The following is a 26,912-nucleotide window of genomic DNA, read 5'->3' as shown; positions in this document are numbered from 1 at the left end:
TTCATGTCCTTTCTGGAGTGTTTGGAGCTGCTGTCCAGTCCGCGGGACCGACCAGCCGGGGCGGGGATGCGACGCGGCTTCGATCCACGATTTCCATCAGCAATCCCCAAGGGGTGACGAAGTAGGTCCAGCGGTTGCCGGCTACCCGGGGGCTGTCACCGGCGACTTCTTTGCGCTCCCCGAGCACGCGTACCCCAGGTGTTTCCTGCAGCACTGCGATCGCTTCATCGACGTCGTCGACGATGAAGCACAGGTGGTGGCCACCGGCGTCACAGTGCCGCGGTGGGGTATCGCGCCGCTCAGCGCTGCTCCACTCGAAAAGCTCGATGTTGAGGTTCGGTGGCAGTCGCAGCATTGCGAGCGTGAGCTTGGCATCGGCCGGGACTTCGAAGTTTGTGGGCATGAATTCTTCGTCGGGCCCGCGTTCGGAGCGGTACAGCTCTTCAGCTCCCAGGACTTCGACGAAGAACCGAATGCCGTCTTCAAGGTTGGGCACTGTCAGGCCGACGTGGTCTGTGTGCTGGATCCCCGGCAGACGCCGGAGCGTGGACTCCTGTCCCCCGCTCATGTGCGTGGTCCAGAGGTGGAGCCGCGGACCAGAAGCTGAGGTTCGAGGACGATATGGTCCACCGAGCCATCTGCGTTCTGCTTCTCGGCGAGTTCGATGGCGATATGTCCCATGTCGGCGATCGGCTGGCGAACCGTGGTTAGAGGAGGGTTAAACCGGGCCCCGAGAGCGAGACCATCGAAGCCGATGACCGACACGTCCTCAGGGACGCGTACGCCACGTTGGCCGAGTGCCGAGATGACCGCAAAGGCCACCATGTCGTTGGCCGCGATGATGGCCGTGGGCGGATTGTCCATCTCAAGGTAATGTTCTGCCCCCCGCGTGCCCGCATCCAGATCCGACCCGCTGTCCAACACGACAGGTGCGCTGCCGCTCTCGGCGGACAGCTCCAAATAGGCGTCCATCCGGTCCTGCGCGGTGTGCGTCCCGGCGATCCCGGACACGTAGCCAATCGACTTGTGCCCCAGGCCGTGCAGGTGCTCCAGGGCCAGCATGATTCCGCGGCGGCTGTCCACGGTGACCGTGGGAACGGCGTCGTCCCCTTCAACCCGGTCGATCACCACAACCTTGTGGCCGAAATCGAACCGTTTCATGGCCTCGGTATCGACCTTTATGGACGGCGCAACGATCCCGAAGGGAGCATACATGGCCTGCATGGCGGTGAAGTATCCGTCGGTCTTGGCGGGGTCACCATTGGTGACGCAGAGCAACAGCTGGTAGCCGCGCTCGTCCGCCGCCTGCGTCATCGTCTTGGCAAGTTCTGCGAAGAACGGGTTCGTGATGTCAGGGACGATCAGCGGGACAAAAGTGCTGGTCTTGCGACGAAGCGCCTGGGCGAGCGGACTCATGGTGTAGCCGAGTCCCTCGGCGACCCGGAGGATGTGCTCGCGTGTTTCACTTTTCACCGCCTCGGGGCGTGAGAACGCCCGGGAGACCGTTGATCGGTGGACGCCGGCAGCTTTTGCTACGACGTCGATGCTTAAGTCAGGCATGTTCTCTTCCTCCGTGCTGGTCGTCATAGGCCCGCCAGATGGGGCGCATGACATTTTCGAGCTGGGCCAGTGTGGTCAGGCCCCGGAATCCATCTTCCAGCGTCCGGGCGACGCTCCGCACGAACGGAGCGTAAAGAGGGTCGCTGTCCACGTTGATCTTGTCGACCTCGGTGGTGCCGTCCAGTGCCGTGAACGTAGCTGTGCCGTCCGAATCGACGGCGGCGAATCCTGCCTCACCGACTGAGGTGAAGCTGCAGTAGCGCTTAAGCGGGGAGCCAGGGAATGCGTAGCCGACCTCCACAATGGCTTCGCGTCCTTCGGGTGTCGTGATGATCAGGCTGGCGTGATCCTCCACGGCCTGGTTGTGAAGAACCGATGAGAGCCGGGAGCCCACGTGCGCTGCTGACTCACCGCTGCCCCGGAGGAACAGATCGACAAAATGCGGAGCCAGGTTGGCCAGGCAACCCCCGCCGGCCTTGACCGGATCGAGCATCCAGGGATTGGCATTGTCGAGATACCGGGAGGGTGGACCGGCAATGAATGAGGCTCGCTGGTAAGTGGCCCGGCCTGCCTTGGCAAGCCATTGCTCTGTGGGTCCGCCGCGCTGGACCAGAGGAACAGTGGCAGGCACGCCCGCTGCGTCGGCGGCTTGACGCACGGCGGAAAGCTCGTCAAGGGAAGTACCCAATGGCTTTTCCACGACGAACGGAATACCCCGCTCGATCAGGGCGAAACACTTTTCGGCCATACCCTCATGGGGACCAAAGACGTACGCGAGTCCGACGCCAGGGAGACCAACCAGCTTCCGCCAGTCGGCTTCAACCGGAGCCCCCCAGCCATCGGCCAGGTTCTGCACCTGCACGCGGGATACGTCGTCGTCACCGACTCCGATCACCTCGTGCTCTTCCGCAATTGCCTGCGCACAGAGCGGAACATGCCAATGGGAAGCACCGAGAATGATTGTCCGTACGTGCGTCAACCGCAATACCCCCTTGTATGAGATCGGTTGCTGAGATCGGTTGCAATAACAGTATGGATAGTGGGAGAGTTTGTCAACGGAAGCAAACACCCACACCGGGTCGGGCCCCTCAAAAGTTAGAGATTCCCGGCCAAGAGAGAGGCCAGCATGTATAAGAAACTTCGCACCCTGCAAACCATCGACGAGTCCGGGGCCGTCCTTATCGTGAGGCTGGAGAACGCGGAGGTTGCCGAACGCGTTGCAGAAGCTGCCATCGAAGGAGGATTCCGGGCGCTCGAAATCACACTTTCAATTCCCGGCGCCATAGACGTGATCCGTCGGCTCGCTGCCAAGCATGGACCCAGCGGAGTAGCCATCGGTGCCGGGACAGTGCTCGACGAGCACTCAGCATACGAATGCACCCGGGCCGGCGCGGAATTCCTGGTCAGCCCGCAGCTGAACCCCGCGATGATCCGCACAGCGAACCGCTACCAGATACCGACCATCAGCGGAGCCTACACACCCACCGAGCTCGTCCAGTCCGCCGAGGCAGGCGCCGACATCCTCAAGCTCTTCCCGACCGAGGCCGGCGGAGTCGCCTACGCAAAATCGGTGCTGGCTCCACTGGCACACCTGCCGATCATGCCCGCAGGCGGCGTCACCCTGGAAAACGTCGGCGAATGGTTCGCAGCGGGCGTGGCAGGCGTCGGCGTTGGCAGCTACGTAACAAAAGCATGGCAACCGGACGGCGACTTTACCCGCGTCACCGAGGCAGCCAGGGCGTTCCTTTCAGCGGTAGCAGAGGCCCGCAAATAATGTCCCCCCGCGTCTTCATTGTTATCGGGCCGGCAGGCTCAGGGAAAACCACCATTGCCCAGCAAACAGCACAACAGCATGAAGCTGCATACCTGGACAAAGACCGGGTCAGCGGCCGCTTCGTCGAATTCGCGCTGACCGCCAGCGGGCATGATCCCACCGACCGCGAGTCCAACGACTACTATCGCGCCAACTTGCTGCCCCTCGAGTACGAGACCCTCATGGATGTGGCTGGGATAAACCTGCGCCTCGGCCGGTCAGTAGTACTCGACGCTCCCTTTGGAGCCTATTTCGGAGACCCCGATTATTTGACTCGAGCGGCAGAAGACTTCCAATGGCCTTCCTCCGCTATCACCGTGATACGGGTCCGGGTGCCTCAAGACGTCCTACGTACGCGGCTCACCCGCCGCGCACTGGAACGAGACCAGTGGAAACTTGCACACTGGGATGACTACTGGTCCATATACGGCAACCTGGAGTGCGTCTGGTCCGGAGTGGATTTCCAGGACTTCAACAATGAGGCGCCCCTTCGGGTCAATTGACCTGAACTGGTGTTGGATGATTCGTCGCACGATGATCAGCGGGGCATGGTGGAGAGAAGCTCGCTGACAGGTCCGTCCCCAACCGAGGCTTATCTCGAAATCTTCGCCGCGACCATACAAGACGTTGACAAGAATCACATTCCATCCGTATCGTTGCTTGCAACCGATCTCAGCAACCGATCTCATTGGTAAAGACCTGGGACTGCATCAGCTTTTTGCACTGCAAGTCAGGCAGCGCCCATGCGTTGCACCGGCTGTGGGCCTTGGTAGCCGGTTGTCCCGCCGAGCCCAGTTCACAGCCGGGCGAGACCCGCGCACCGAGGTGTTCGGGAATACTCAAATGCCCCTTCGGCAACAAAGGTAAAAATATGGAGAGTTCAATGAAGACCTCAAAAGAAGCCGTCGGCAGTCCGGAGCCTTCGGAGCTTCCCGACGTGTCTGTGCACCCTCGCCGCACTGTCAATATGGTGGCAGGGACGATCGGCCACTTCGTGGAGTGGTACGACTGGTACGTTTACGGGCTGCTGGCAGCAGTGTTCTCGGGGCAGATATTTCCTAGCGATTCCCCCTTCGCCTCCCTAATCGCGGCACTGCTCACCTACGCGCTCGGGTTTGTTGTACGCCCGCTCAGCGGAATCATCATCTCCCCATTGGCTGACCGGTTCGGGCGCAGGCGCATCCTGACGCTGTCCATCTCGGGGATGGCACTTGGTGCTCTGATCATCGGCCTCACGCCCTCGTTTGCGACGATCGGGTATGCGGCACCTGTTCTCTTTCTGATTGCCCGCATCATCCAGGGCATCTCGGCCGGCAGTGAGGGGCAGAGCGCAATCGCGTTCATGGTTGAACACGCTCCCGCCAACCGGAGGGGCCTGTTCGGTTCGTTCACCAACATGGCAAGCGGCCTCGCGACCCTCGCAGCCACCGGGGCCGCGGCAATGGTGACATCGGCCTTTGCTCCAGCGGACCTCGCCGCCTTTGGTTGGCGCATCCCCTTCGTCGTAGGCGGCATCCTCGGCATCGTCGGTCTCGTCATGCGGGCCCGCTCAGATGAGACTCCTGAGTTTGAGGCAACTGCCCTCATCGATCAAAAGTCCGCCACGGCACGCCTGATGGACCTGCTTCGCGAACATCCGAAGGCTCTGCTGCAGGCAGCAGCGCTCTCGGCCCCGGCCGTGGCCTACTACACCTGGGCCACGTTCCTCCCCACCTACGCCAAGCTCACCACCGGCCGCGACCTGTCCTCCACCCTGGCCGGAAACGTTATCGGGCTGGCCCTGCTCGTTGTCATCGTGCCGGTCTGCGGCGCGCTCTCTGATCGGCTAGGCCGACGCAAAATCTTCCCCATCATTGGTGCCATCGGCATGATCGTTCTCTTCTACCCCATGCTCCTGCTGCTGAACCAGCCGGGCTTCGGTGTTTACGTTTTGGTATCGGCGTCCGGGTGGGTGGTGCTCGGTATCTGGCAGGCGGTCTACCCGACCATCCAGGCCGAACTGTTCCCAGCCGCGGTACGGGTATCGGGCATCGGCTTCGCACATCAAATCGTGATCGCCGTTTTCGGCGGCACGGCGCCACTGATCGCCGCTGCGTTCGTCGGCGCCGGACATCCCATGTATGTCGCGGTCTACATGATCGCCATTGTCGCCCTCAGCCTCGCCGTCTACTTCACGCTCCCCGAGACCGGCAGTCGCGCCGCCCGGGCCACCGTAGCTCCCGCCGACCCCGAAGTACTCGAAGGAGAGCACCTCCTCCTGAGCACTTCGTCGGCCACCGACAAGGCCAAGCTCTCCCGGTAGGCAGCATGTCCCTAGGAAGCCGTGGAGGCTCGACCAGACAACAAGGGGCGCGTCGGCCCCGGGTCTCGTCGATCCGCCCGGCTGCCCAAGGGCGCGATCCCTTCCACGACCAAAATTCACGTTGCGTTATGAACGAACCTTTTTCTCCCATAAACGCCGAACTGAAAGGATGCCTTTAAATGAACCAAATGATTGTTAATACCTTCTCCTATCTATGGTCGTCTACGGCAATTGACGCGATAGTTGAATTAGTCGATCATGGATATAGAACATTTGAAGTGCCCGTTAGCTCGCCACACTGCTGGCCGGATGAAATCTCGAACTCGGAGCGTTCGACAACCTGCGCGCGACTCACCGAATACGGCGCCAAAATCAGGTCACTCAATGCTGGCGGGTATGACATCAACCTGGCAAGCCCCGGTGCCAATATGCGTCGCAAAAGTGTTGAGCACATCAAGTCCGTGATTGACCTGGCGGAAGCCTGGGACGTCCCCGAAGTTGTGATATCGCCCGGCACCAGGCGCCCGATGATCTCCCCTTCGCTCGAAAAGACCTACGGGTGGATGTACGAGAGTCTCGAGAATCTCATTCCGCTGGCCAAGCAGGCCGGCACACGACTGCTCTTCGAAAACACCCCCTACTGCTTCACTCCTACCATCCAGGAACTGGCAGGCGTCGTAAGCGCTGTTGCCGACGATTCAGTCAAGATCGTGTACGACGTCGCCAACGCCGCCTACATAGGCGAGGATCCGGTAGAAAGCCTGCGCGCCCATCACGGGTCAATTGGGCTGGTGCATATTTCCGATACGGGCACGGACACCTGGGGTCATGATCCAATCGGCACTGGAGTGATCGACTGGAACGGACTGGGAAAGGCTGTCAGGGAAACGTGCGGAGTCAACAACGTTGTTCTTGAGATTATTCGCGAAGAGAACCCTGTGCAAGAGTTTAAGAAGGCAATGCAGGACCTGAAAGATCAGGGCTGGGAACTGGAAAATTAACCCAGGTTTTGCGATCGCGACGCGTTAACCGAAGATCCGCAGGAAAAATCTTAGATAGTTCACATTGCGAATTGAGACGCAATGAACTTGCAGGTCTTGATTTTAATGAGATTTCGCAGCAGCAATTGTTTTTCATGTGAACCGCTGATAAAGGAGTTGTGTGATGAGGGCTTTGGTTAGTGGTGGAAGTAGCGGCATAGGAGCGTCTACCTGCCTGCGCATCGCAGAGGCGGCTCTGGCTCGTGGCGTACACCCTATGATCGCAGTGGCTGGACACGAAGCGAACGGCGGCCAGGAGCAAGTCGTTCGTTCGATCCAGTCAATGGGCGGTACCGCTATCGCATTGGCGGGCGACCTCGGTGATCCAGAGGTGCCAGGTAAATTGGTAGAGGCTGCGGTAGCCGAGTTTGGTGGACTGGACGCACTTGTGGCAAATGCGGGGATCGCAAACCCTAGTGCCATCTGTGACGTGTCCCTTGAGGACTGGGACAGCATGTTCTCCGTCAACCTCCGCGGCCCGTGGCTTCTTGCCAAAGCAAGCTACCCGCATTTGAAGCACAGCAGGGGCTCCGCTTGTTTTACCTCTTCAATGTCTGGCCAGCTACCACATGCGGGATCGGGTGCTTACAGCCCCAGCAAGGCCGCGTTGACGATGCTGGCCCAAACACTCGCATTGGAATGGGCGCCTGACGGAATTCGCGCAAACGTCGTATCGCCGGGCATGACTCATACACGGATGACTGAAAAAATGTATGAAGATCCCCAAATCAAGAAGGCAAGGGAAGATATCATCCCGTTGGCAAAAATCGGAGATCCCATGGACATTGCGAACGTGATCGAATTTCTTGTAAGCCCTCTGGCGGGCTATGTCACCGGGCAGGACATCTGTGTCGATGGTGGCTTCTCCAAGTCCATTCTTAGCCATATTCCTGGGCGACCCAGCTCCAAATCCTGACACACGACCCGTACCGGCATCCCGGAAAGTAACCTATCGGTGTCGCCCCAGAACACCGGCGGCCGCGCCCCCGCGACGGTCACTACCCGGCGACGTCAAACCCGCGCATCTGCTTGGCCTGACGTCGCCGGGCGGAGCTACCTTGCGCTTTAATCAGCTTGTCAGGCTGCAGCACACCCCAATCTGACACGGAAGCATCAGTGGTTGGACAGGCCGGTCTCTGCGGCCTCCCGCGCTGCTGCCGACCGTTGCCGGCCGCCGGCAGCGCGGGAGGATTCTGGATTGTTGGACGGATGGGTCGTACCTCCGGGGTTATGACACCGGCTGCAGGTAGGACCTGAGTTCCTCTAGGGTGGGCGGATTTGCGCCCGGGCGCCGCACTGTGATGGAGGCGGCCATGGAGGCGGTGCGCCCGAGTTGTTCGAGAACGGCCGGGGCGAGGCGATCGGTCCCGCGGGTGAGCAGTCCCAGGATGAGGGCTGCCATGTATGAGTCGCCGGCGCCTATCGTGTCCGCGACTCTGGATGTCACTGACGGGATGTTCAGCTGTGTTGCAGCTGTGGCGAGCAGTGAACCCTGCGAGCCTTTGGTGATGACTGCAAGATCGGCGCCCATCCCCAGGATGTGAGCGGCGGTTTCATCCAAATCCTTCCGGGGGTAGAGCCACTGGGCGTCCTCGTCGCTTAGTTTAACGACGTTCGTCAGATGCATCAGGTCTTCGAAGATGGTTGTTGCCTCGGCGTGGCTGCCGAGGAGCGCGGGCCTGATGTTGGGGTCGTAGGTGATCGTGCATTCGTGCTGGCATTGCTGCAGGAGTGATTTGACCGCACCGGCACCCGGTGCGAGAAATGTGGCGATTGAACCGGTGTGAAGGACCTTAGGGGCATAGGCCGGAGCGGCCGGTTCCAGGGCCCAGGAAATGTCGAAGTCGTAGCTGGCGGACCCGTCCGGAGCGAGGGTCGCCGTCGCGGACGGCGTCCTGTCCAGGGAGTATGACCCGGGCAGGAGCGTCACGCCGGCACTGTGGAGGTGCCGCTGGATGGCGGCGCCGCGCTCGTCGTCGCCGATGGCGGTCAGCAGCCCGGTATTGATGCCGAGCCGGCCAAGCCCGTAGGCGACGTTGGCGGGTGACCCGCCGGGGTATTCGCTTGTTCCCTCCGGCGAGGTGGCGACGTCGATGAGCGCTTCGCCGACAACGACGACGTCCAGGAGTTGCCGGGTCGGGCCGGCGGACTCGAGATAGTGCATGTCATGTCTTTCTTCAGGTTAGGGGGTGCTCGGCCTCGTGGTGGAGGAGGCGGCGGCGTGTGCGCTGCCTGCCGTGCTCAAGCCGAGACGGCCGGTGCTGCTTCGACGGCAGGCTCGGGGACGGCTAAGCGTATTGGGTGACGCTTAGGTTATTGAGCGTTGCTGTGCCGCCGGTGGCGTAGAGCGAGACGTCGGTGTTGGTGGCGGCCGGGAAGATCAGTTCGGTCAAGGTGATCTGGCCTCCTTGGGCGAAGACTTCGACGGAGCAGTGGTCCACATAGATGGTGAGTTCGTAGGAACCGTTTGTCGCCTGGATCGGGGCGGTGTCGATGGAGGCGAAGGTTTCGTGGAAGTCTGTTTGCCCGGATTCGCGGCGATCAACGACGATGCGGCTATCCGTGGGCCGGATGCCGATGCGGGTGCCCTGCGTCCTGTTGCCGCGGACGATTAGTCCGAATTCCTCGGCTGTTCCGGGTGCGACGCTGAGGTCGATGCGTTGGACGCTGCCGGCCGCGCCGTCCAGGATGTGCTGGCCGTCCGATATTTCAACTGCCGCTAGGTTGAACGACGGGCTGTGCCCGGCGTGTGGGGCCAGATCCCCTGCGGCCTGTTGGACCAGCTGCCAGCTCCCGGCCGCGCTTTGCAGGGAAACTTCACGGACCAAAGACATGGGACTGCGCCACGGGGAGGTGGGGATCTCGTTGGCGTATTGCCAGTTGTTCATCCACCCGATCATGAGTCTGCGGCCGTCGGGAGCGTCGCTGAACGAAACGGCTGCGTAGTAGTCGCGGCCCCAATCGAGCCACTGGTAGTCGCCCAGCCGGGCCGGATCCTGGAGGCCTTCGGTGACCGTGGTGGCTGAGGTGAACGTGGTGCCGTCAAAGTCTCCGATGAAGTATTGTCCGGCCGAGCCGTTGTTGGGGCCGCCGGGGTTGAGGTTTACGGTAAGGACCCATTGGATGTTGTCCGGGTCACTGTCGACGGGCAGCGGGAAGAGGTCCGGGCACTCCCAGACGCCGCCGGTCGCGTTTGCCGGGCCGAAGCTGCTCAGCAGTTCCCAGCTTTTGAGGTCATGGGACTTGTAGAGGACGACCTGGAACTCCTGGGCTTCCACGGCCACCATGACCCAGTAGCTGCCGGCGTCGGACTGGTAGCGGAAGACCTTTGGGTCGCGGAAGTCGGCTGATCCCCGGTTCAGTACAGGGTTACCGGTGTGTTTGGTCCAGGTGTAGCCGCCGTCCAGGCTGTAGGCCAGGGACTGGGCCTGGATGCCGTGGTGGGCGGAAACCTGTTTGTAGGCGCTGGTGTAGATGGCGACCAGCGGAGCGGTTGATCCTGTGCCGAAGCCGCTGGTGTTGTTCCGGTCGTAGACGATGCTGCCGGAGAAGATGTCTTCTGTCTCGTTGCAGGCGATGGCGACGGGGTGCTCGGTCCAGGTCAGCAGGTCCGTGGAGGTGGCGTGCCCCCAGGACATGTTGCCCCAGACATTGTCGAGCGGGTTGTTCTGGTAGTAGAGGTGGTAGACGCCCTCATGGAAAATCAGGCCGTTGGGATCGTTGAGCCAGGTATTCCGGGCTGCATAGTGCAGGGCAGGCCGGAAAGTGTCGGCCGTCGTGGCGGTCACGGCAGTCATGAGGGTTCAGATCTCGTTTCTGTGCTGGTGCGTGCGGAGATTTCCCGGCGCTGGTTCCCGGGCGGCGGGGCAGGCCGGTGTGGTGTCCGGCCTCCCCCGCCCTGCCGATGGCTAGGAGTTCTTCTTGTAGCGGTCGTAGGCCTGCTGGTAGACCTCGATCATTTTGTCGACGCCGATGTTCTTGAGCTGGGTGACGTAGCCGTCCCATTCCTGCTCGATGCCTCCGGAAACGATCCACTTGGCGATGTTCTGTTTGACCAGGGAGGCGGTGTCAGTCTCGATCGTGCTGATCTGCTGAAGTTCCTCGGTGGACAGTGCCACCGGGGGGTAGCCGTCGTTGCCTGCGAAGGGCTTGTAGTTTTCGGTGACGGTTTTCTGGCGTTCCGCGGCGCGCGGTTCGGGAGCGACGACGGTTTTGAAGTTCTCCGCGGTGTTGGCCTTCGGGCCGCCCGGGGCGACCTTCTGACGGCGTTCGCCTTCGCTGGTCCCGGCCGGGGCGGGGATCTGAGTCAGAAGCCCGTTGGCGTCCTTTTGGAGGGTTTCGCCGATCGGGCCCCAGTTGGCCTGGGCGGACTGGATGGGGTCGTAGAGGTTGTCGGCCCAGCGCATGGTCGCGGCGGGGTATTTGTCGGCCCTGGTGATGGCGAAGGCGCCGCGGGCGATTTCCTGGTTGTTGGACTGGCTGGCAATGCGTTTGCCGTCGACGCCCTGGAGTACGGGCACGAGGGCGTAGTCGTTGGCGCGGTCTGCGCCGACCATTTCGGGGATTTCCCACCAGGCGAACGAGCCAAGGTTTTCCGTGGCTGCCTTGCCCTTGGCGAGGTAGGCCTTGTCGTCCTGGGAGAAGGATTCCGGGTCGATCAGGCCTTCCTGGTACCACTGGTGCAGGGTCTGGATGGCTTTTTTGTAGCCGTCCTGGGCGGGGGTGAAGACGACTTTGTTGTCCTGGACGATGCGGTGGTCCATATTGTCCGGCACGCCTCCCAGGGCGGCGATCAGGTCAACGATGTCCCCGCACCAGGAACCGGGCATGAAGCTCAGCGGAATGGTTTTGCCGGTTCCTGACGCATCCTGGTTTTTGAATGCCAGAAGGGCGTCGTGGAATTCACCGATGGTCTTCGGCATGGGGATGTTGAGCTTTTTCAGCCATGCGGTGTTGATGGCTATTTCGTTGGGGAACTGGACCAGACCGAGCTCCTCAATGGAGGGCAGGGAGTAGATGTGTCCGTCCGAGGAGGTGATGGCTGCCTTGATGTCCGGGCGGGCCGTAAGCAGCTTGGAGAGGTTGGGTGCGTTCTTTTCAATCAGGTTCTCCAGCGGGATGAGGGTGCCGCTGGCGGAGTACGTGGCGATTTCGGCATCGGTCAGGCCGGTGTTGAAGAATGCGTCGGGAAGGTCACCGCTGGCCAGGATGAGGTTCTTCTTTTCCTGGAAGACGGTATCGGGCAGGTTCTGCCAGTCGATATGGACGTTGGTGTCCTTTTCCCAGTTCTTCACCACGGTCATGGTGTTGTAGTCCGGGGCCAGCGCGGTCTTGGTGCCTGAAAACTTCAGGGTCAGCGGCTTGCTGACGATCGGGAATCCTGTCTCCTGGAATCCGAAGTCAGCGGAGGCGTCTTTGATCTCCGGGGTGCCGGTCTTGCTGCCGGAGCAGGCGGTGAACGTCATCGTTCCGGCCAGGAGGGCGCCAAGGACGGCGTATTTGCGGCTGATTGCCATGGTCATTCCTATTCTGAGGTGTGTTTTGCCGGCCCGTGGCGGATGCCCCGGGACGGGTGGTGCGGGAAGGGTCCCTATTTCACGGCGCCGATCATGGCGCCCTTGGTGAAGTGTTTCTGCATGAATGGCAGGGCAATCATCAGGGGCAGGCTCGAGACGACGATCATGGCGTACTTGGTGAGCTCTGCGATCCTTTGCGCTGCCGCATAGGACTGGATGTCTCCTCCGGTGGTGCCGGTGGATGAAACATCGGATTGGATGAGGATGTTGCGCAGCACGAGCTGCAGCGGGTACTTGGAGTCGTCATTGAGGAAGATCAGGGCGTCGAAGAACGAGTTCCACTGGGCCACGACGTGGATCATGATCATGAGCATGATCAGGGGCTTGGATAGTGGCAGCACCATCTTGAAGAAGAACTTGAAGTCAGTGGCGCCGTCCATCTGGGCGGCTTCGCGGAGTTCGTTCGGGATGGTGTGTTCGAAGAAGGATCGGGCGATGATCAGGTTCCATACCCCGACGGCACCGGGAAGGACGACGGCCCAGACGGTGTTGAGCATGCCCAGGTCCCGGACGACCAGGTACTTGGTGATGAGCCCGCCGTCGAAGAACATGGTGATGACGAACAGGAGCATCAGGATTTTCCGGCCCGGCATATCTTTGCGTGACAGTGCGTAGGCGCCGCAAAGAATCGTAGTGACACTGATCGCGGTGCCCACGACGGTGTAGATGAGGGTGTTGCCCAGGCCGTTCCAGATCCGGCTGTCAGCGAAGATCCGCTGGTATCCCTCAAGTGTCACGCCCGACGGAAACAGCCAGACCTTGCCTTCGTAGATTGCGTTCGGATCGCTGACCGAAGCAATCACAATGAAATAGAGGGGGTAGACCACGGCCAGGATGGACAGCAGCAGGATGGCTGTGGCTGTGATGTTGAAGGCCCTGTCACCGTACTTGTCCCGCAGCGTCTGCTTGGGACGGTCTTGGATGACGGCCCGTGTAGGGCTTTCGGTAGTGCGGGGGTTGGTTGTCAGAGACATTTTGGCATCACCACAGGGTCGCTTGGTTAGCCCGGCGCGCCACCGTATTGAAGAAGAGCAGCAGTGCCAGGTTGAGGACGGAGTTGAACAGGCCGATGGCGGCCGAGTAGCTGAACTGGGCCTGCTGCAGTCCCGCGTGGTAGACGTAGGTCTGGATGATCTCGGAGTTCGAGAGGTTCAGTGGTGTCTGCATCAGCAGTGCCTTCTCGAACCCGACGTTCAGCAGGTTGCCGATGGCCAGGATGAACAGAATCGTTACCACCGGCATGATGCCCGGCAGGTCGATGTGCCGGATGCGCTGGAGCTTGGAGGCGCCGTCGACTTTCGCCGCGTCGTGCAGGGCCGGATCGATGGCCGCCAGGGCCGCCAGATACACGATCATGGAGAAACCGGCGTTCTGCCAGACATCCGAGATGACGTAGATGGGCCGGAACCATTCGGCCGATCCCATGAAGAAGATCGGTTCACCGCCGGCAAGCTGGATCGCGTTATTCACCAGCCCCGACCGCGGGGACAGCACCACGAACATGATGCCCACCACCACCACCGTTGAAATGAACGCCGGCGAATACAGCACCGTCTGGGTGAACTTCTTGAACCTTTCGCTCTGGAGCTGATTTACCAGCAACGCCAGGATGATCGGGATTGGAAAAGCCACCAGAAGGCCCAGAACCGCGATCCACAGGGTGTTTCCGAGAACCTGACCGAACTGGTAGGAGTTCACGAACCTGATGAAGTGCGTCAGACCCACCCATGGGCTGTCCGTAAAACCGTCAGCAGGGTTGTAGTTCTTGAAAGCGATCTGAACTCCGTACATCGGCCAGTATTTGAAAACCGCGATGTAGACCAGAGCCGGTGCTAGTAATACGTATAACTGCCAAGCGCGGGAAATCTTTTTCAAGCGAAGTGAAAAAGAAATCTTTCGCTGCGGCAGCGGTGCCGCAGACGGACGCCGGCGTAGGGCCGGGATGGTGCGGCTCATGGCATCTCCTTTGGATGGGTCACTGAGTTTCGTTCAATCAAAGGGCACTCCATCAACTCGACCCGGCCCTCGGGCTCGGTGCCCTGCAGGACCAGGTCGACCGCCCGGCGCCCCATTGCCTCGAACGGAAGTTCAAGGGTGGTCAGCGCGGGCCTGAGGTGGGGGGCCAGGGTTTCCTGGTTGTCGAAGCCGACGATTGAGAGATCGGACGGGATGGAGAACCCCAGGGTGGCCGCAGCCTGGTAGGCGCCCCAGGCCATTCGGTCAGTTCCGCAAAAGATCGCGGTAGGCCGGCAGGCGGCTGTGAGCAGGCTCGTGGCGTGCTCAAATCCGTCCGGCTCGGCGCCGTGTCCGAAGCGCACGAAGTCCGGGTTCACTTCCAGTCCGTGCTCTTGCATGGCTCTGGAGTAGCCCGCGAACCGGCCGACGGCGGCCGGGAGCCCGCTCTCAAGCACGTCGTTATTGATCAAGGCGATACGCGTGTGCCCGGCGGCGATCAGGTGCCGGGTGGCCGTGTAACCGCCTTCTTCCTCGTCGGGCGCGACGCTGCAGAACCGCCCGTCGCGGTCCTCGGAGTTGAGGACTACTGAAGGCACTTCGCCGAGGACCTCCGGAACGTCCAGCAGCTGGTGGTACATGGACGCATAGACTACGCCCGCGACCTTGTAGGACAACATCGTTTCCAGCGAAGCCGCCTCAAGTGCCCGGTCGCCCCCCGTGTTCACGGTCAGCAGCAGGAGTCCGGATTCCCAGGCCCGGTCCTGGGCGGCTTCAATAATACGCCCGGCGAAGGGGGACGATGCAACGAAGTCGCCGACGAAACCGATCATCCCAGCAACTCCCCCGCGCAGCACCTTCGCGTGGGCGTTCGTTCGGTAGCCCAGCCGGTCTACGGCGTCCTGCACCCGGCGACGGGTGTCTTCAGAAAATCGTGACCCGGAGGCTGAATTCAGCACGAGGGACACGGTGGCCTGGGATACCCCGGCGGCGGCTGCGACATCATGCATCGTCGGTCCGGACTTCGGTTTCGTTCCAGCCACGGGCACCTCCTTGGACCACTGGGACTTCATAGGTTATTCGTATAACTTCTGATGAACTGTAGCGTGCATCACAGCGACCGTCAACATGGCGGATCAACTTCTGCGGGCGGGTCTACCAGTTGCTGACGTGGCCGGTGTGGTGGGGACGTACGATCCACGGCAATAGGTACGCCGTTTAACCAGCCCAGTTCTACAAGCTTCGGGATTGCCACCATCCCGCGCCGTGAAGCAGGGGGCCTAAAGGAATCCACCATGTTCGTCCGGTTAGGGAACACCCAAACCTGACGTGAGAGCGGCCTGAAATGGGAGGACTCGGCCAGCGCGCGGAACTCCCACTCGTTCGCGGGAACCCCGCCCAGATCGAACATGTGCGACATCAGCACCCACTGCCCAACCGGGCTCCAGTAAGTCTGGAATCTTTGGGCTGTTTGGATTATTTTCGAACTTCCTCGCCCCGATTCCTTTCCCGCCCACTGTCAGGGTGTGATCTGAGAAGATCATGAGCGCACTCTCAATAAACCGAAATCTCACGGAATTCTGACGCCAGCGCAGGCAAGGTGCGTCCGGACGCAGGTGACGTTCTCTTGCAGAGACACGGGCAAAGTGGCTCTTCGCGGTTGGTGGTGAAACGGGTTCCGTGTCTTGAAAGCTGAAGGGCTCGTAGCCCTGCTGTGATGGATGTTCTCTACGCATTCATCAAGTCAGGAGCTACGAGCCTTGATCGAGCCTACTTCCCCGCGCCCCGATGCTGCCACCGCCATTTTCAACCTGCCTGACTACCGCGTGACCGGCGCTGAAGTCCTTGCCTTCGGGCAGCGGCGGATTCGCGTCGTGGCCACCTCCGAGGCCGGCTGCCCATCGTGCGGGGTGATCAGCAACCGCGTTCATTCCCGCCGGCCCCAACGCGTACGAGACATCCCCGTCGCCGGGCCGGTCGAGGTGCAATGGGCCAAGCGCAGATTCTTTTGCGACGAGTACTTGTGCCCGCGCCGGACATTCACCGAGGAGACCGCGCAGGTTCCGCGCCGGGCTCGGTCCACCCGCCGGCTCCGGGAGGCCTTGGTGGCTGCCGTGATTGGATCCGGCCGGGCCGCGGCTGAGGCCGCCGCTTCGTTCGGGGTCTCTTGGTGGCTGGTGCAGCAGGCCCTTGATTCCGCGGCGCTGACGCTGCCCGATGTGGATGCCCTGGCACCTCGGATGCTTGGCATTGATGAACACCGCTACCGAGCCGTGCGGTTCTACCGCGATCCGGCCACCAAGGCGTGGAAGCGGTACGAACCTTGGATGACGACCATCGTCGATCTCGACACCGGCCAGGTCCTTGGCATCGTGGGTGGCCGCGACAGCGATGGTGTCGGGGACTGGCTGTTCGCCCGTCCGTTGGAGTGGCGCCTGGGCGTGCAGGTCGTTGCGATCGACCCCTCGGCGGCGTTCCGGAAAGCATTGCGGATGTGGCTGCCACGGACCGCTGTCTCGGTCGACGCGTTCCACCTGGTCAAGCTCGGCAATGACATGCTGACCGAGGTCCGGCAGCGGCTCACCCAGCAGGTCCATGGCCGGCGGGGACGCTCCATCGATCCGGTCTGGGCCAATCGGCGGTTGCTCCTGCGGGCCGGGGACACGCTCTCGGGCCGGGCCCGGGACCGGCTGGCCACCGTGTTCGCCACTGACGACGCCACCGGGAAGCTTGAGGCCGCCTGGCTGGTCAAGGAACAGCTCAGGACGTTGCTGGCCACCGGTTCCCTCGCCGAGGCGGCCGTTGCGAAGGACCGGCTGAAGGCCCTGGTCGAGAGAGCCGCACAACCGGAGACGAACCGGCTCTGGCGCACCGTCTGCCGTTGGTGGAAAGAAATAGAAGTCCTCATTGTCACCGGCGCGACGACCGCGAAAGTGGAAGCCAACAACACAGCGATCAAGCACATCAAAAGGACTGGCCGGGGATTCACCAACGCACGCAACTACAAAACGCGTATTCTGTTGCGCAGTGCCGCCAGAACAGCGGCATGAACACCCATCACGGCAGAACATTCACCACGAACCGTGAAGAGCCGGCAAAGTGGTCAGCCTTGGAACGACAAGAGGGTAGACTCACAGGCGCTCACAAGACTCACAGGGACTCACAGGAGGTTTTGCGGTGAGGAATCCTTTCCGTCCGACGGCGGGCGCCACTCCCCCGGAACTGATAGGACGTGCGGGCATGCTCGACGAGTTCGAGTACGGCCTGCAGCTCGGTTCCGGGGCACCTGGACTGCTCACCATCATCACCGGCGCCCGAGGCATCGGCAAGACCGCCCTGCTCAGCGCAGCCCAGGACAAAGCGCGGCAGCAAGGCTGGATCGTCATCTCCGAAACCGCCACGCCCGGCTTCGTTGGAAGGATCGGCGAGGTCATGCGGCTTCACGTGGAGGAACTCGGCTCCGGCCCCAGCGGCCGCAGAATCACCGCCCTGGGCGTGGCGGGCTTCACCGTGACCACGCAGCTGCCGCCAGAGCGCCAGGTCGATTGGCGACGGTTGGGTAGCCAGCTCCTGAGCCTGCTCGCGGAGAAAAGGACCGGGCTGCTCTTTACCGTTGATGAGATCCACTCCGCAGACCGCACAGAACTGTCCCAACTTGCCGCGGACGTCCAGCATTTCATCCGGGACGGGCTTCCGATAGGGCTGATCTTCGCTGGACTTCCAGCAGCGGTCTCGGACCTGCTGAACGAGGGAGTCGCCACCTTCCTGCGCCGGGCAGACCGGATCGACCTCTATGCCGCGGCCGTCAAGGAAGTCGAGCGTTCCTTCACCCACACTTTCGCCCAGGCCGGAATCAAGATCAGCGACGAAGAGATCCGGCGCGCGGCGCAGGCGACCGGGGGCTACCCATTCCTGATCCAACTCATCGGCTACCAGCTCTGGCGGCAAGCCGAGATCAACGACCTTGCCCTCGAAGAGGACAACGTCACCCAAGCGATCCGTGCTGCCACCCGGCGCCACGAAATGACAGTCATTGAAGCCGCCCTCTCAACAGCCTCGGACAAGGACAAAGACTTCCTGCATGCCGTGGCACAAGACGAGGGGCCTGTTGCCGCCGGCGACATCGGAAAAAGGCTCAATGCCAAGAGCAACGTTGTGGCGAACTATCGGGCCCGGCTGATTGCCGCTGGCCTCATCGAAGCCCCAGGGTACGGTAAGGTCGACTTCGCCATCCCGGGCCTTCGCGAGTACCTCCGCAAAATACGAGGCACATAGCCGCCTCCCCACCGAGCACAGAGCTCAATCTCGCCGCCCAACCCGACAGAATCTTTATTATCGGCCCTCTAAGCAGGCGGGGGAGTATCCGCAGGAGGGGCTGATTCCGGCCGTCACTCGCAGCGCTTTTTCAGGAAGTCCGGTAAGTCAGACCAGCTTAGCCAGCGTCCGGTTCACGTCGGCGATGTCCGGGAACGCAGGGTCACGAGGCTCACCGGGGCTGGTCACACCACCAGGAAGCGTGTTCGGCGTGGTCAGGATGGTCGGGGTCAGCCAGGGCGAGCTCCCTTGGCGATGTCCTCTCGGCAGGCTGCCCCATCCGGAACGTGTTGGAATACGTCACAGTAGATGGGGACTGCTCATCAAGAACTGCACAGCCTTTACGGAAAGGTCCGTACACAATGCAGAACCTCTCCGCAACACTCCCTGACCTTAATCACCGCAGAACCCGAGCTGATTTAGCGTAATGACCCTTGGCCGGCGCCCGTCGAACCACGCCGGCCGCATTCGCGCACGTTGTGTCCCGGGATCCCGGCAGGGAGAGCCGGAACCTCGCTGACAGCGGCCCGTCCGCCTTGCCAACACCGAGGCCCGGCATTCGTTGCTTGTCCCCTTGGCAGAGCTCAGATCGGGATCCGCCGCAGCCTGGAAATCTTCACCCCCGCGATGGTCCTCCTAGCAATAGGCTAAGGATCCGTCAGGCCGGACGGGAAGCTGCCGCTCCCAATGGACATAGTCATCAGTGCCCAGCGCAGCTTCGTTGATCTCGATTCCCCAGCCGGGACGATCGGGGCGGAGTTCGAGGTGCCCGTCAACTGGGATGTAGGGGTCTGGGCACCAGGTGGTTTCTTCGAGTTTGTATTCAAGGATGGAGAAGTTGCTGCAGGCTGCGGCGAAGTGCAGGTTGTGGGCGACTGCCAGCGGCCCCATGGGGTTGTGGGGTGCCACGGTGGTGAAGTGCGCTTCGGCGATGGTGGCGATCCTCCGCATCTGCGATATTCCTCCGACAACGCAGATGTCCGGTTGGATGATGTCTGCTCCCGCGCCTGTAAGCAGGGTCAGGAATTCGTTGGGTGAGTAGAGGCTCTCGCCGGTGGCGAGGGGGACCTGAAGTTCTGCGCGGAGCCTGTGCCACGCGGGGAGGTATTCGGGCCGAATGGGCTCTTCGAAGAAGAGGGGTTGGTATGGTGCGAGGGCGTTGCCGAGTTGGATCGCCTGGTAGGGCTCGAAGATTTTTGCGTGGGCATCGAAGGCGAAATCCCAGGCGTCGGGGCAGGCTTCCCTTACACCGGCGAAGTAGTTGGCGGTTTCCTTCACCACCAGCCCCCAGCGTCGGTTGTGCAAGTCTCCGCGGAACGGGCTCAGTTTGAAAGCGGTGAAGCCGTATTGTTCGTTGAGTTCTTGTGTGATTTCCCTGCACTGGGCCGGATCCGGGGCTGAGTAGACGCCGGCGTACACTGAGACGCGGTCACGCACGGCTCCGCCGAGCAGGGCGTAGACCGGCACGCCGAGTGCTTTTGCCGCGATGTCCCACAGGGCATGGTCCACGGCGGAGATGGCTGCCAGGCCGATGGCTCCTTGTGGAAACCGGGCTTTGCGGATGAGTTTTTGCGTCACGTACTCCACGCGCCGGGGATCATCGCCCTGGACCTGTTCAAACAGGTAGTCCAGGACCGGCACCAAGGCCCGGTCCGGGCCGTGGTTGTACGCTTCACCCCATCCGAAAATCCCTTCATCGGTGTCTATCCGCAGGAGGAGCCGCGGCCGGTTGCCGACCCGCTGCATGAAGGTCTTGAAGCCGGTGATTTTCATGCGACCACTGCCGTTTCCGAGGGACGAGGCGGTGCGGGGAGGAGGTTGTGCGTGGTGGCCCAGTCTGCGAGGATGCCGGCGATTTCGTTTCTGTCGGAGTCGTTCACTTCGCGGCTCGGTGGCCGGATGGACCGGTCACACAGGCCCAGCTGCGCGAGGGCTTCCTTGACCACGCTGACGTTGTTGGCGGAGCGGTGCTCGGCCCGCAGTTCCTCAAATCTGGATATCCGGGCGAGCAGCGACCGGGCCAAAGCATAGTGTCCGGTGCGTAGGGCGTCACGAAGGGCAAGGGACAGTTCCGGGTTGACGTTGACGAGTCCGGAGGTAAATCCCGCTGCCCCGTGCGCCGCGTAAGACAGAGCGTACGGTTCAGCCAGGCCGGCAACCCACACAAACCGGTCGGCGCCTGCCAAGTCCCGGATCCGTGCGAACTGTGTAGGATCCGGGACTGCGTATTTGATCCCGATGATGTTCGGGCAACGGTCGGACAAGTCGACCAGCATGGACGCAGTCACCCACTCGTTGCGGATGTAAAGGACGAAGCCCATGTCAGGGACAGCTGAGGCAATCTGGGCATGGTATTCAACCCAGCCTGCAGCGGAGATATGCGGGTGAGTGGGCTGGTGGATCATGGCCATCGGGATGCCCATTCCCCTGCCGAGCCGTGCGTCTGTAGTGGCTGTCTGAATGTCATGCCCGATGCCCAGGAGCAGGAAAGCGTCATCACCCGCCGCTTCGGCCGACGCCTCAATAAGGGCATGGCGTTCTGCCGTTGTCAGAGCGTAGAACTCACTTGTATTCCCATTCGGGGTGATGGTCGTGACACCGCTGTCGATCAGCCGGCGCAGGAGCATCTTGAACGTGGAGATGTCCAGGTCGCCATCCCTGTAAGGCGTCACAGGGATGGCGACGATGTCTGCCAGCGCTGCCCGGAGTTCCGTGAAAGTCATGATTGCCCCTTGGTAATCTGCGCGGCAGCGCGGACAGCGAAGCTATTGATGTGGTTAAGTACGAGCTCGGCAGCCCTGCCGGCGTCTCCGCTCCGTGCTGCTGCCAGGATTTCTGCGTGCTCGGCCGCTTCTTCCTCCCAGGAGTGCTGCTTAATCCAGGCATTCGCTGAAATGAGAGCTGTCTGTTCCCGGAGCCCGTCGAGCATCTGAGTCAGAACGGTATTGCCACAGTTTGAGTAGAGCAACTGATGGAAGTCCCGGTTCGCCAGGCTCCGCTCAGCTTCGTCCACGGCTTCAGCTGCACGGTCGAGCGCCACCTGGGCTCGGTCCATGTCGAAACCCCTCTCGACCGTTCGCGCCACCGCGACGGGCTCGAGGAGGGAACGAACGTCGAAGACGCTCCTGGCCATCTCCTCATCGACAACGCGGACCGTGGCGCCCTTGTATTCGCTCATCGTCACCAAGCCGGCACCCGCCAAAGTCTTCAGCGCTTCCCTTACCGGCGTCTTTGATATTCCAAACCCGCGCGCCAGTTCCGTCTCGACCAGAGCCTGCCCGGCGGGAAGCTCACCGGTCAGGATCGAACGGCGGAGTGCCTCCACGACGAGGTGTGTCCTGGATGCGGCGGGCAGTAAGGCGCCGGGGACGACTTCCGTACTCACAATAAATTCCTTTCGACAAAACTGATCATATCAGGAACATCGTATGTAGTATACGATGTATCACCAGCGGCACTTTGAGGCCGGACCCTCACCGACTTGCATTGAGAGGAACGCGATGAAGCGTAAGAACAATGGGACTTCATTCACTAGGGGCCGTCGCCGTGGACCGGCATTGGCAGTTGCAGTGCTGCTCACGGGCGTGCTGGGTCTCACGGCCTGCGGTTCCGGCAGCGGCGCGGAGAAGCCGGCAGGCGACAGTGGTCCTGTCACGCTCGAACTCTGGGATACCGACACCCGCCCCGAGCGGACCGAAAACCTCAAAAAGCTGATCAGCATGTTCGAGGAGAAGAATCCGTCCATCAAGGTGAACTACCTTGGCCTGCCGACGGACTCCTACATGCAGAAGATCAGCACTGCCATCGCCACGAAGGCGACACCGGACATCATTACCCCTAAGGCATCCGACATTTCCGCGCTTGTGGCACAGAAGGCGCTGGCACCGCTGGACGACAAGTTCCAAAGTGGCGGATGGAACGACAAGATCTCCCCGGCAATGACGCAGTCCTCCAAAGCCGCAGCACCCGACGGAAAGCTGTACCTGACCCCGGCCACGAGCCTGGCGGACGTCATCTACTACCGCTCAGACTTCTACAAGAACGCCGGATTGTCCGCCCCCACCTCCTGGGACGACTTCTATGCCGCAGCGGACAAATTGACCGACAAGTCCGCCGGCAAATTCGGCTACACATTGCGCGGCGGCAACGGCTTCTTCTCCCAGTTCGTACAGATGGTCTACCCGCAAGCGGGGGTCGACAAATTTTTCCGGGAAGACGGAACCTCCACCCTTGACGATCCCGCAGTGATCGCCGCTGCGCAGGACTACGTTGACCTGTACGGCAAGGACACCGCTGAGAGTGACCTGACCGCTGACTTCAAAACGATGGTCGCCCAATTCGGTGCCGGCGGAGCTGCCATGCTCAGCCACAGCATCGGCTCATACCCCACCCATGTTGCCGCCCTTGGAGCGGACAAAGTCGCAGCTGTTGCGCCCTTCCCTTCCAAGTCCGGCAAGTCCATCCTGACGGGACGGATGACCACAGGATTTGCGATGTTCGAGGCCAGCAAACACAAGGAAGCCGCCTGGAAATTCCTCGAGTACACCATGAGCACTGAAGGAAACAGCTTCTGGGCCCAGAAATCCGGATACCTCCCCGGAAACCTCGAAGTCGCCAAGGAAGCATGGGTAACCGACAACCCCGCGATGCAGACGTCCATTAAGGCCGTTGATAACAAGGACGCCGTTGTGCTCGAACAGCCGTTTTACCTGCCCGAGTTCAACTCCATCACGACCACAGACATGCTCCCCGATTGGCAGCGTGTCCTTCAGAACCAGCTCTCAGTCAAGGATTTCCTGACCCAATCGGCCGTGAAGCTGACAAAGGCCCAACAGAAGTACATGAAGAAGTGACGCCATGACTGTCATAACCCCCAACCGGCCTGGACGCCTGACCCAACCAGAAGCGAACGCTCGGCTGCGACGCTTATACCCCTACTTCCTGATCGGCCCAGCAGCGATCCTGACGCTGGTGTTCCTCGTGTACCCGGTCGGCAGCGTCTTCTATTACAGCCTCCAGAACTCGAACGTGACCCAGCCGTGGAACGACGGATTCGCTGGCATGGACAACTTCGTGGCCTTGGGCCAAGATCCCCTCTTCTGGCGAAGCCTGACCTTCACCCTCCAGTGGGTGGTCGTCGAGGTCGGACTACAGTTCATCTTTGGTCTGGCGTTGGCGCTCCTTATCAACAAGACCTTCGTAGGACGAGCCATTGCACGTTCATTGGTCTTCTCACCCTGGGCTGTTTCCGGCATCCTCACAACCACCATCTGGATACTGATCTACAACCCCTCCACCGGGGTCGGCCGTTATCTCGCAGACATCGGCATTGGCGAATACGGCGTCTCCCTCCTCTCAGGCAGCGGGACAACGTTTTGGGCCGTCGTGCTCGCCGAAATGTGGAAGGGGATCCCCTTTTTCGCCATCCTGATTCTGGCCGACCTCCAATCCGTGTCCTTGGAACTCTACGAATCAGCTGACGTCGACGGGGCAGGCACCTGGAGGAAATTTCTATCCATCACCTGGCCCCATATCCGGCAGGCAGTCGTCGTCGCAGGTCTACTTCGGGCTGTTTGGGAGTTCAACAACGTTGACCTGCTCTACACGCTGACCGGCGGCGGCCCCGCAGGAGCTACCACAACTCTGCCCCTCTACGTCGCGCAAACGGCTATCCATGACCGCGACTTCGGCTACGGCTCTGCACTCACGGTGGTGGCCTTCCTGATCCTGACCTTCTTCTCGCTGGTCTATCTGCGCATCACCAAGTCCAAAGAGGATGACAAATGACCTCCTTGCTTCCCCAAACTGCGCCGCCCCCCCTCCAGTCCGAGGACCACGGCGCGTACCGGCCACTCAGCCCCCTGAAGAAGCGCGCCCGACGCATCGACCGGATTCTGACCTACGTACCGCTGGCCTTGTTCCTCGTCTTCACGCTCGTACCGTTCTACTGGATGCTGCTTTTCGCATTCCGGCCTACAGGATCAACGTCCCTGGTCCCGTGGCCAATCACGTTCGAACACTTCGAGACGGTATGGAACGGGTCCGGGTTCGGGATCTACTTCAAGAACAGCCTCTTCGTCGCCGTCATGAGCCTGCTGACCTCCACCGTCGTCGCCCTCCTGGGCGGCTACGCTCTTGCCCGATTCAAATTCCGCGGCAAAACATTGTTCCTGGTAGCCATGCTCTGCACGCAATTCGTACCAGGGGCCATGATGCTCATCCCACTCTTCGAGATCTTCAACGCAGTCGGCCTCACCAACAGCCTCTGGAGCCTCATCATCTCGGACACCGTCTTCCACCTTCCACTGTCCCTGATCCTGATGTCAGGGTTCATCAGGAACGTCCCCGTGGAACTGGAAGAAGCTGCCTGGGTAGACGGCTGCACCCGCATCCAGGCATTCCGGCTGGTCGTCTTGCCCCTCCTGAAACCCGGAATCGTTGCTGTTGGCTCCTTCGCCTTCATCAGCGCCTGGAACAACTTCCTCTTCGCGATCATGTTCATCAGCAGTCAAGACCAATTCACCGTCCCCGTCGGCCTCAGCTACCTCTTGGGAGAGTTCGGCGCCGACTTCGGGGCCCTTGCCGCAGGCGGCGTCATCGCCATCATCCCCGTAGTGCTCCTATTCGCCTACGTCCAAAAATTCCTGGTCCAGGGACTAAGCGCGGGAGCAGTCAAGGGATAAAACGGCAGCGGCAACCGCCGCTGCCGCTTTATCCGGCACCTCACCCTGGCCGCCACCAACCATCAAGGAACCACCGTGACCCTTACAGGACAATCACTCATCGCCGGGCAACCCGTTGCCGGTGCCGGCAAGACCACTAACGGTTTCAATCCCGCCACAAACGAGCCCCTGGAACCGGCCTACACACTGCTCACGGAAGACCAGCTGAAGACCGCCACGGCCGCTGCGAAGGAGGCCTTCCCGTCTTTCAGCAGCCTGGACCCGGAGGCCCACGCGTCCTTCCTCGAGGCCATCGCGGACAATATCGAGTCCATCGGTGACGAACTCATCACCCGCGCCGGCCAGGAAACCGGGCTCCCGGCCGCCCGGCTCCAAGGCGAACGGGCACGCACCACCGGCCAGCTGCGCCTCTTCGCAAACGTGGTCCGCCAAGGCGACTTCCGCGGCGTCCGCATCGACCCCGCCATCCCAGACCGCACTCCCCTGCCCCGCGCAGACATCCGCCAGCGCCAGATCCCGCTCGGCCCCGTCGCCGTGTTCGGCGCCAGCAACTTCCCCTTCGCTTTCTCGACAGCGGGCGGAGACACTGCCTCGGCCCTCGCTGCCGGCTGCCCCGTCGTGTTCAAAGCCCACAACGCCCACCCCGGCACCAGCGAACTCGTCGGCCAGGCCATCACCAAAGCCGTCAAGGACTCCGGCCTGCACCCCGGAGTGTTCTCCCTGATCTACGGCCCCGGCGCCAGCATCGGCCAAGCCCTCGTCGCCGACCCCGCCATCAAGGCCGTCGGCTTCACCGGCTCCCAGGCAGCCGGCGTCGCCCTGATGCGCACCGCCGCGGCCCGCCCGGAGCCCATCCCGGTCTACGCCGAGATGTCCTCGCTTAACCCGGTCTTCGTTTTCGACGGCGCCCTAAAGGGTGACGTTGACGCCCTGGCGCAGCAGTACGTCACCGCCGTCACGGCCAGCTCAGGCCAGCTCTGCACCTCCCCCGGCCTGCTCTTCGCCCCCGACAGTGAGCTGGGCGACAAACTCGCTGCCGCCGTCGGACGCGCCATCGCAGCCTGCACCGGACAAACCATGCTCACCGAAGGCATCGCCAACTCCTGGAACACCGGAACCGCCAGCCTCGGCTCCGCCGACGGCGTGGAACTGATCGGCCAAGGCACCCCCGGGCCCACCCGGAACGCCCCGGCACCCGCCATCTTCGGCACCGGCGTGGACCAGTTCACCAGCAACCACGTCCTCCACGAGGAAATCTTCGGCGCCGCCTCACTGGTGATCCGGTACACGTCTGTGGATGACCTGCTCCAGGCCGCCAACCGGATCGAAGGCCAACTCACCGCGTCCCTGCAGCTCACCGAGGAGGACTACCCGACGGCGGCACGCCTCCTCCCCGTCCTCGAGCAGAAGATAGGCCGCATCATCGTCAACGGCTGGCCCACCGGCGTCGAAGTCGGCCACGCCATGGTCCACGGCGGCCCCTTCCCCGCCACCTCCGACACCCGCACCACATCCGTCGGAACCCTCGCCATCAACCGGTTCCTCCGCCCCGTCGCCTACCAGAACCTCCCCCCGGAACTCCTCCCCGAGGCGCTGCAGGACGCCAACCCCTGGCACCTCAACCGCCGCATTAACGGCGATGTACAGCTGGCGACAAGTTACGTGTGAACA

The 26,912-nt window shown here is 61.7% G+C and carries 23 protein-coding genes; 11 read left to right on the top strand and 12 right to left on the bottom strand.

Annotated elements, in window-relative coordinates:
• Position 1: 1 nt before the first annotated feature.
• Genes J7I84_RS01405 through J7I84_RS01395 form a run of 3 tightly spaced genes read right to left on the bottom strand, consistent with a single transcriptional unit; the run spans position 2 to position 2,455 of the window.
• Positions 2-568 (bottom strand): VOC family protein, encoded by a 567-nt coding sequence (locus tag J7I84_RS01405; protein ID WP_214939613.1) that lies wholly within the window; start codon positions 566-568, stop codon positions 2-4.
• On the bottom strand, positions 565-1,560 hold the full coding sequence (locus J7I84_RS01400; protein WP_214939610.1) for a LacI family DNA-binding transcriptional regulator: 996 nt from the start codon (positions 1,558-1,560) through the stop codon (positions 565-567). The genes J7I84_RS01405 and J7I84_RS01400 overlap by 4 nt, the downstream gene beginning before the upstream one ends.
• Positions 1,553-2,455: a Gfo/Idh/MocA family oxidoreductase gene (locus J7I84_RS01395; RefSeq protein WP_311381036.1), complete on the bottom strand. Its 903-nt coding sequence runs from the start codon at positions 2,453-2,455 to the stop codon at positions 1,553-1,555. Before J7I84_RS01395 ends, J7I84_RS01400 begins: the two co-directional genes overlap by 8 nt.
• A gap of 231 nt (positions 2,456-2,686) precedes the next feature.
• Between J7I84_RS01395 and J7I84_RS01390 the strand changes: the two genes are divergently transcribed.
• The 5 genes from J7I84_RS01390 to J7I84_RS01370 all read left to right on the top strand — a co-directional run bounded on the left by J7I84_RS01390 (position 2,687) and on the right by J7I84_RS01370 (position 7,631).
• On the top strand, positions 2,687-3,334 hold the full coding sequence (locus J7I84_RS01390) for a bifunctional 4-hydroxy-2-oxoglutarate aldolase/2-dehydro-3-deoxy-phosphogluconate aldolase (protein WP_214939604.1): 648 nt from the start codon (positions 2,687-2,689) through the stop codon (positions 3,332-3,334).
• Positions 3,334-3,876 carry an AAA family ATPase gene (locus tag J7I84_RS01385; RefSeq protein WP_214939601.1) on the top strand — a complete coding sequence of 181 codons (543 nt, stop codon included), beginning with the start codon at positions 3,334-3,336 and terminating at the stop codon, positions 3,874-3,876. The genes J7I84_RS01390 and J7I84_RS01385 overlap by 1 nt, the downstream gene beginning before the upstream one ends.
• Positions 3,877-4,256: 380 nt before the next feature.
• Positions 4,257-5,675, top strand: a complete 1,419-nt coding sequence (locus J7I84_RS01380) for an MFS transporter (RefSeq protein ID WP_214939598.1) — start codon at positions 4,257-4,259, stop codon at positions 5,673-5,675.
• Between the two features lie 179 nt (positions 5,676-5,854).
• Positions 5,855-6,676 carry a sugar phosphate isomerase/epimerase gene (locus J7I84_RS01375; protein ID WP_214939595.1) on the top strand — a complete coding sequence of 274 codons (822 nt, stop codon included), beginning with the start codon at positions 5,855-5,857 and terminating at the stop codon, positions 6,674-6,676.
• Between the two features lie 163 nt (positions 6,677-6,839).
• The gene (locus J7I84_RS01370; RefSeq protein ID WP_214939593.1) at positions 6,840-7,631 is read left to right on the top strand and encodes an SDR family NAD(P)-dependent oxidoreductase; all 792 of its coding nucleotides are present in this window, start codon (positions 6,840-6,842) and stop codon (positions 7,629-7,631) included.
• 312 nt (positions 7,632-7,943) lie between these two features.
• Here the strand turns inward: J7I84_RS01370 and J7I84_RS01365 are convergent, their stop codons facing one another.
• The 6 genes from J7I84_RS01365 to J7I84_RS01340 all read right to left on the bottom strand — a co-directional run bounded on the left by J7I84_RS01365 (position 7,944) and on the right by J7I84_RS01340 (position 15,287).
• Positions 7,944-8,879: a carbohydrate kinase gene (locus tag J7I84_RS01365; protein ID WP_214939590.1), complete on the bottom strand. Its 936-nt coding sequence runs from the start codon at positions 8,877-8,879 to the stop codon at positions 7,944-7,946.
• Positions 8,880-9,003: 124 nt separating this feature from the next.
• Entirely contained in the window at positions 9,004-10,512 is a 1,509-nt protein-coding gene (locus J7I84_RS01360) for a glycoside hydrolase family 32 protein (protein ID WP_214939587.1), read from the bottom strand.
• A gap of 111 nt (positions 10,513-10,623) precedes the next feature.
• The gene (locus J7I84_RS01355) at positions 10,624-12,231 is read right to left on the bottom strand and encodes an ABC transporter substrate-binding protein (protein ID WP_214939584.1); all 1,608 of its coding nucleotides are present in this window, start codon (positions 12,229-12,231) and stop codon (positions 10,624-10,626) included.
• 74 nt (positions 12,232-12,305) lie between these two features.
• Positions 12,306-13,265 carry a carbohydrate ABC transporter permease gene (locus J7I84_RS01350; RefSeq protein ID WP_214939581.1) on the bottom strand — a complete coding sequence of 320 codons (960 nt, stop codon included), beginning with the start codon at positions 13,263-13,265 and terminating at the stop codon, positions 12,306-12,308.
• 7 nt (positions 13,266-13,272) lie between these two features.
• Positions 13,273-14,082, bottom strand: coding sequence for a sugar ABC transporter permease (locus tag J7I84_RS01345; protein WP_214939579.1), 810 nt, complete (start codon positions 14,080-14,082; stop codon positions 13,273-13,275).
• Positions 14,083-14,243: 161 nt separating this feature from the next.
• Positions 14,244-15,287 carry a LacI family DNA-binding transcriptional regulator gene (locus J7I84_RS01340; protein ID WP_311381035.1) on the bottom strand — a complete coding sequence of 348 codons (1,044 nt, stop codon included), beginning with the start codon at positions 15,285-15,287 and terminating at the stop codon, positions 14,244-14,246.
• Positions 15,288-16,004: 717 nt separating this feature from the next.
• On the opposite strand from J7I84_RS01340, the gene J7I84_RS01335 reads away from it, so the two are divergent.
• Both J7I84_RS01335 and J7I84_RS01330 read left to right on the top strand, forming a co-directional pair.
• Positions 16,005-17,294 (top strand): ISL3 family transposase, encoded by a 1,290-nt coding sequence (locus J7I84_RS01335; protein ID WP_251045897.1) that lies wholly within the window; start codon positions 16,005-16,007, stop codon positions 17,292-17,294.
• A 127-nt stretch (positions 17,295-17,421) separates the two neighbouring features.
• Positions 17,422-18,519, top strand: coding sequence for an ATP-binding protein (locus J7I84_RS01330; RefSeq protein ID WP_214939574.1), 1,098 nt, complete (start codon positions 17,422-17,424; stop codon positions 18,517-18,519).
• Between the two features lie 675 nt (positions 18,520-19,194).
• Here J7I84_RS01330 and J7I84_RS01325 read toward each other — a convergent pair.
• Genes J7I84_RS01325 through J7I84_RS01315 form a run of 3 tightly spaced genes read right to left on the bottom strand, consistent with a single transcriptional unit; the run spans position 19,195 to position 21,943 of the window.
• The gene (locus J7I84_RS01325) at positions 19,195-20,331 is read right to left on the bottom strand and encodes a mandelate racemase/muconate lactonizing enzyme family protein (RefSeq protein ID WP_214939571.1); all 1,137 of its coding nucleotides are present in this window, start codon (positions 20,329-20,331) and stop codon (positions 19,195-19,197) included.
• Positions 20,328-21,281, bottom strand: a complete 954-nt coding sequence (locus J7I84_RS01320) for a dihydrodipicolinate synthase family protein (protein ID WP_214939568.1) — start codon at positions 21,279-21,281, stop codon at positions 20,328-20,330. Before J7I84_RS01320 ends, J7I84_RS01325 begins: the two co-directional genes overlap by 4 nt.
• The gene (locus J7I84_RS01315) at positions 21,278-21,943 is read right to left on the bottom strand and encodes a GntR family transcriptional regulator (RefSeq protein WP_214939565.1); all 666 of its coding nucleotides are present in this window, start codon (positions 21,941-21,943) and stop codon (positions 21,278-21,280) included. The genes J7I84_RS01320 and J7I84_RS01315 overlap by 4 nt, the downstream gene beginning before the upstream one ends.
• A 172-nt stretch (positions 21,944-22,115) precedes the next feature.
• On the opposite strand from J7I84_RS01315, the gene J7I84_RS01310 reads away from it, so the two are divergent.
• From J7I84_RS01310 to J7I84_RS01295, 4 genes are all read left to right on the top strand, one after another.
• Entirely contained in the window at positions 22,116-23,411 is a 1,296-nt protein-coding gene (locus tag J7I84_RS01310; protein ID WP_214939562.1) for an ABC transporter substrate-binding protein, read from the top strand.
• A gap of 4 nt (positions 23,412-23,415) precedes the next feature.
• A complete protein-coding gene (locus J7I84_RS01305) occupies positions 23,416-24,345 on the top strand; it encodes a carbohydrate ABC transporter permease (RefSeq protein ID WP_214939560.1) in 930 nt (309 codons plus the stop codon).
• Positions 24,342-25,241 (top strand): carbohydrate ABC transporter permease, encoded by a 900-nt coding sequence (locus tag J7I84_RS01300; RefSeq protein WP_214939557.1) that lies wholly within the window; start codon positions 24,342-24,344, stop codon positions 25,239-25,241. Before J7I84_RS01305 ends, J7I84_RS01300 begins: the two co-directional genes overlap by 4 nt.
• Before the next feature lie 75 nt (positions 25,242-25,316).
• A complete protein-coding gene (locus tag J7I84_RS01295; RefSeq protein ID WP_214939554.1) occupies positions 25,317-26,909 on the top strand; it encodes an aldehyde dehydrogenase (NADP(+)) in 1,593 nt (530 codons plus the stop codon).
• The last annotated feature ends 3 nt before the right edge of the window (positions 26,910-26,912 follow it).

Origin of the sequence: Arthrobacter sp. ISL-85 (genome assembly GCF_018613675.1) — a bacterium.
GTDB lineage: Bacteria > Actinomycetota > Actinomycetes > Actinomycetales > Micrococcaceae > Arthrobacter.
The sequence above is the reverse complement of the archived record's forward strand: the minus strand, read 5'-3'. Positions and strand labels throughout refer to the sequence as shown.

Coding starts and splice junctions, on each gene's coding strand:
- J7I84_RS01405 (WP_214939613.1), bottom strand. CDS start 568: ATGAGCGGGGGACAGGAGTCCACGCTCCGGCGTCTGCCGGGGATCCAG.
- J7I84_RS01400 (WP_214939610.1), bottom strand. CDS start 1,560: ATGCCTGACTTAAGCATCGACGTCGTAGCAAAAGCTGCCGGCGTCCAC.
- J7I84_RS01390 (WP_214939604.1), top strand. CDS start 2,687: ATGTATAAGAAACTTCGCACCCTGCAAACCATCGACGAGTCCGGGGCC.
- J7I84_RS01385 (WP_214939601.1), top strand. CDS start 3,334: ATGTCCCCCCGCGTCTTCATTGTTATCGGGCCGGCAGGCTCAGGGAAA.
- J7I84_RS01380 (WP_214939598.1), top strand. CDS start 4,257: ATGAAGACCTCAAAAGAAGCCGTCGGCAGTCCGGAGCCTTCGGAGCTT.
- J7I84_RS01375 (WP_214939595.1), top strand. CDS start 5,855: ATGAACCAAATGATTGTTAATACCTTCTCCTATCTATGGTCGTCTACG.
- J7I84_RS01370 (WP_214939593.1), top strand. CDS start 6,840: ATGAGGGCTTTGGTTAGTGGTGGAAGTAGCGGCATAGGAGCGTCTACC.
- J7I84_RS01365 (WP_214939590.1), bottom strand. CDS start 8,879: ATGCACTATCTCGAGTCCGCCGGCCCGACCCGGCAACTCCTGGACGTC.
- J7I84_RS01360 (WP_214939587.1), bottom strand. CDS start 10,512: ATGACTGCCGTGACCGCCACGACGGCCGACACTTTCCGGCCTGCCCTG.
- J7I84_RS01355 (WP_214939584.1), bottom strand. CDS start 12,231: ATGGCAATCAGCCGCAAATACGCCGTCCTTGGCGCCCTCCTGGCCGGA.
- J7I84_RS01350 (WP_214939581.1), bottom strand. CDS start 13,265: ATGTCTCTGACAACCAACCCCCGCACTACCGAAAGCCCTACACGGGCC.
- J7I84_RS01345 (WP_214939579.1), bottom strand. CDS start 14,082: ATGTACGGAGTTCAGATCGCTTTCAAGAACTACAACCCTGCTGACGGT.
- J7I84_RS01325 (WP_214939571.1), bottom strand. CDS start 20,331: ATGAAAATCACCGGCTTCAAGACCTTCATGCAGCGGGTCGGCAACCGG.
- J7I84_RS01320 (WP_214939568.1), bottom strand. CDS start 21,281: ATGACTTTCACGGAACTCCGGGCAGCGCTGGCAGACATCGTCGCCATC.
- J7I84_RS01305 (WP_214939560.1), top strand. CDS start 23,416: ATGACTGTCATAACCCCCAACCGGCCTGGACGCCTGACCCAACCAGAA.
- J7I84_RS01300 (WP_214939557.1), top strand. CDS start 24,342: ATGACCTCCTTGCTTCCCCAAACTGCGCCGCCCCCCCTCCAGTCCGAG.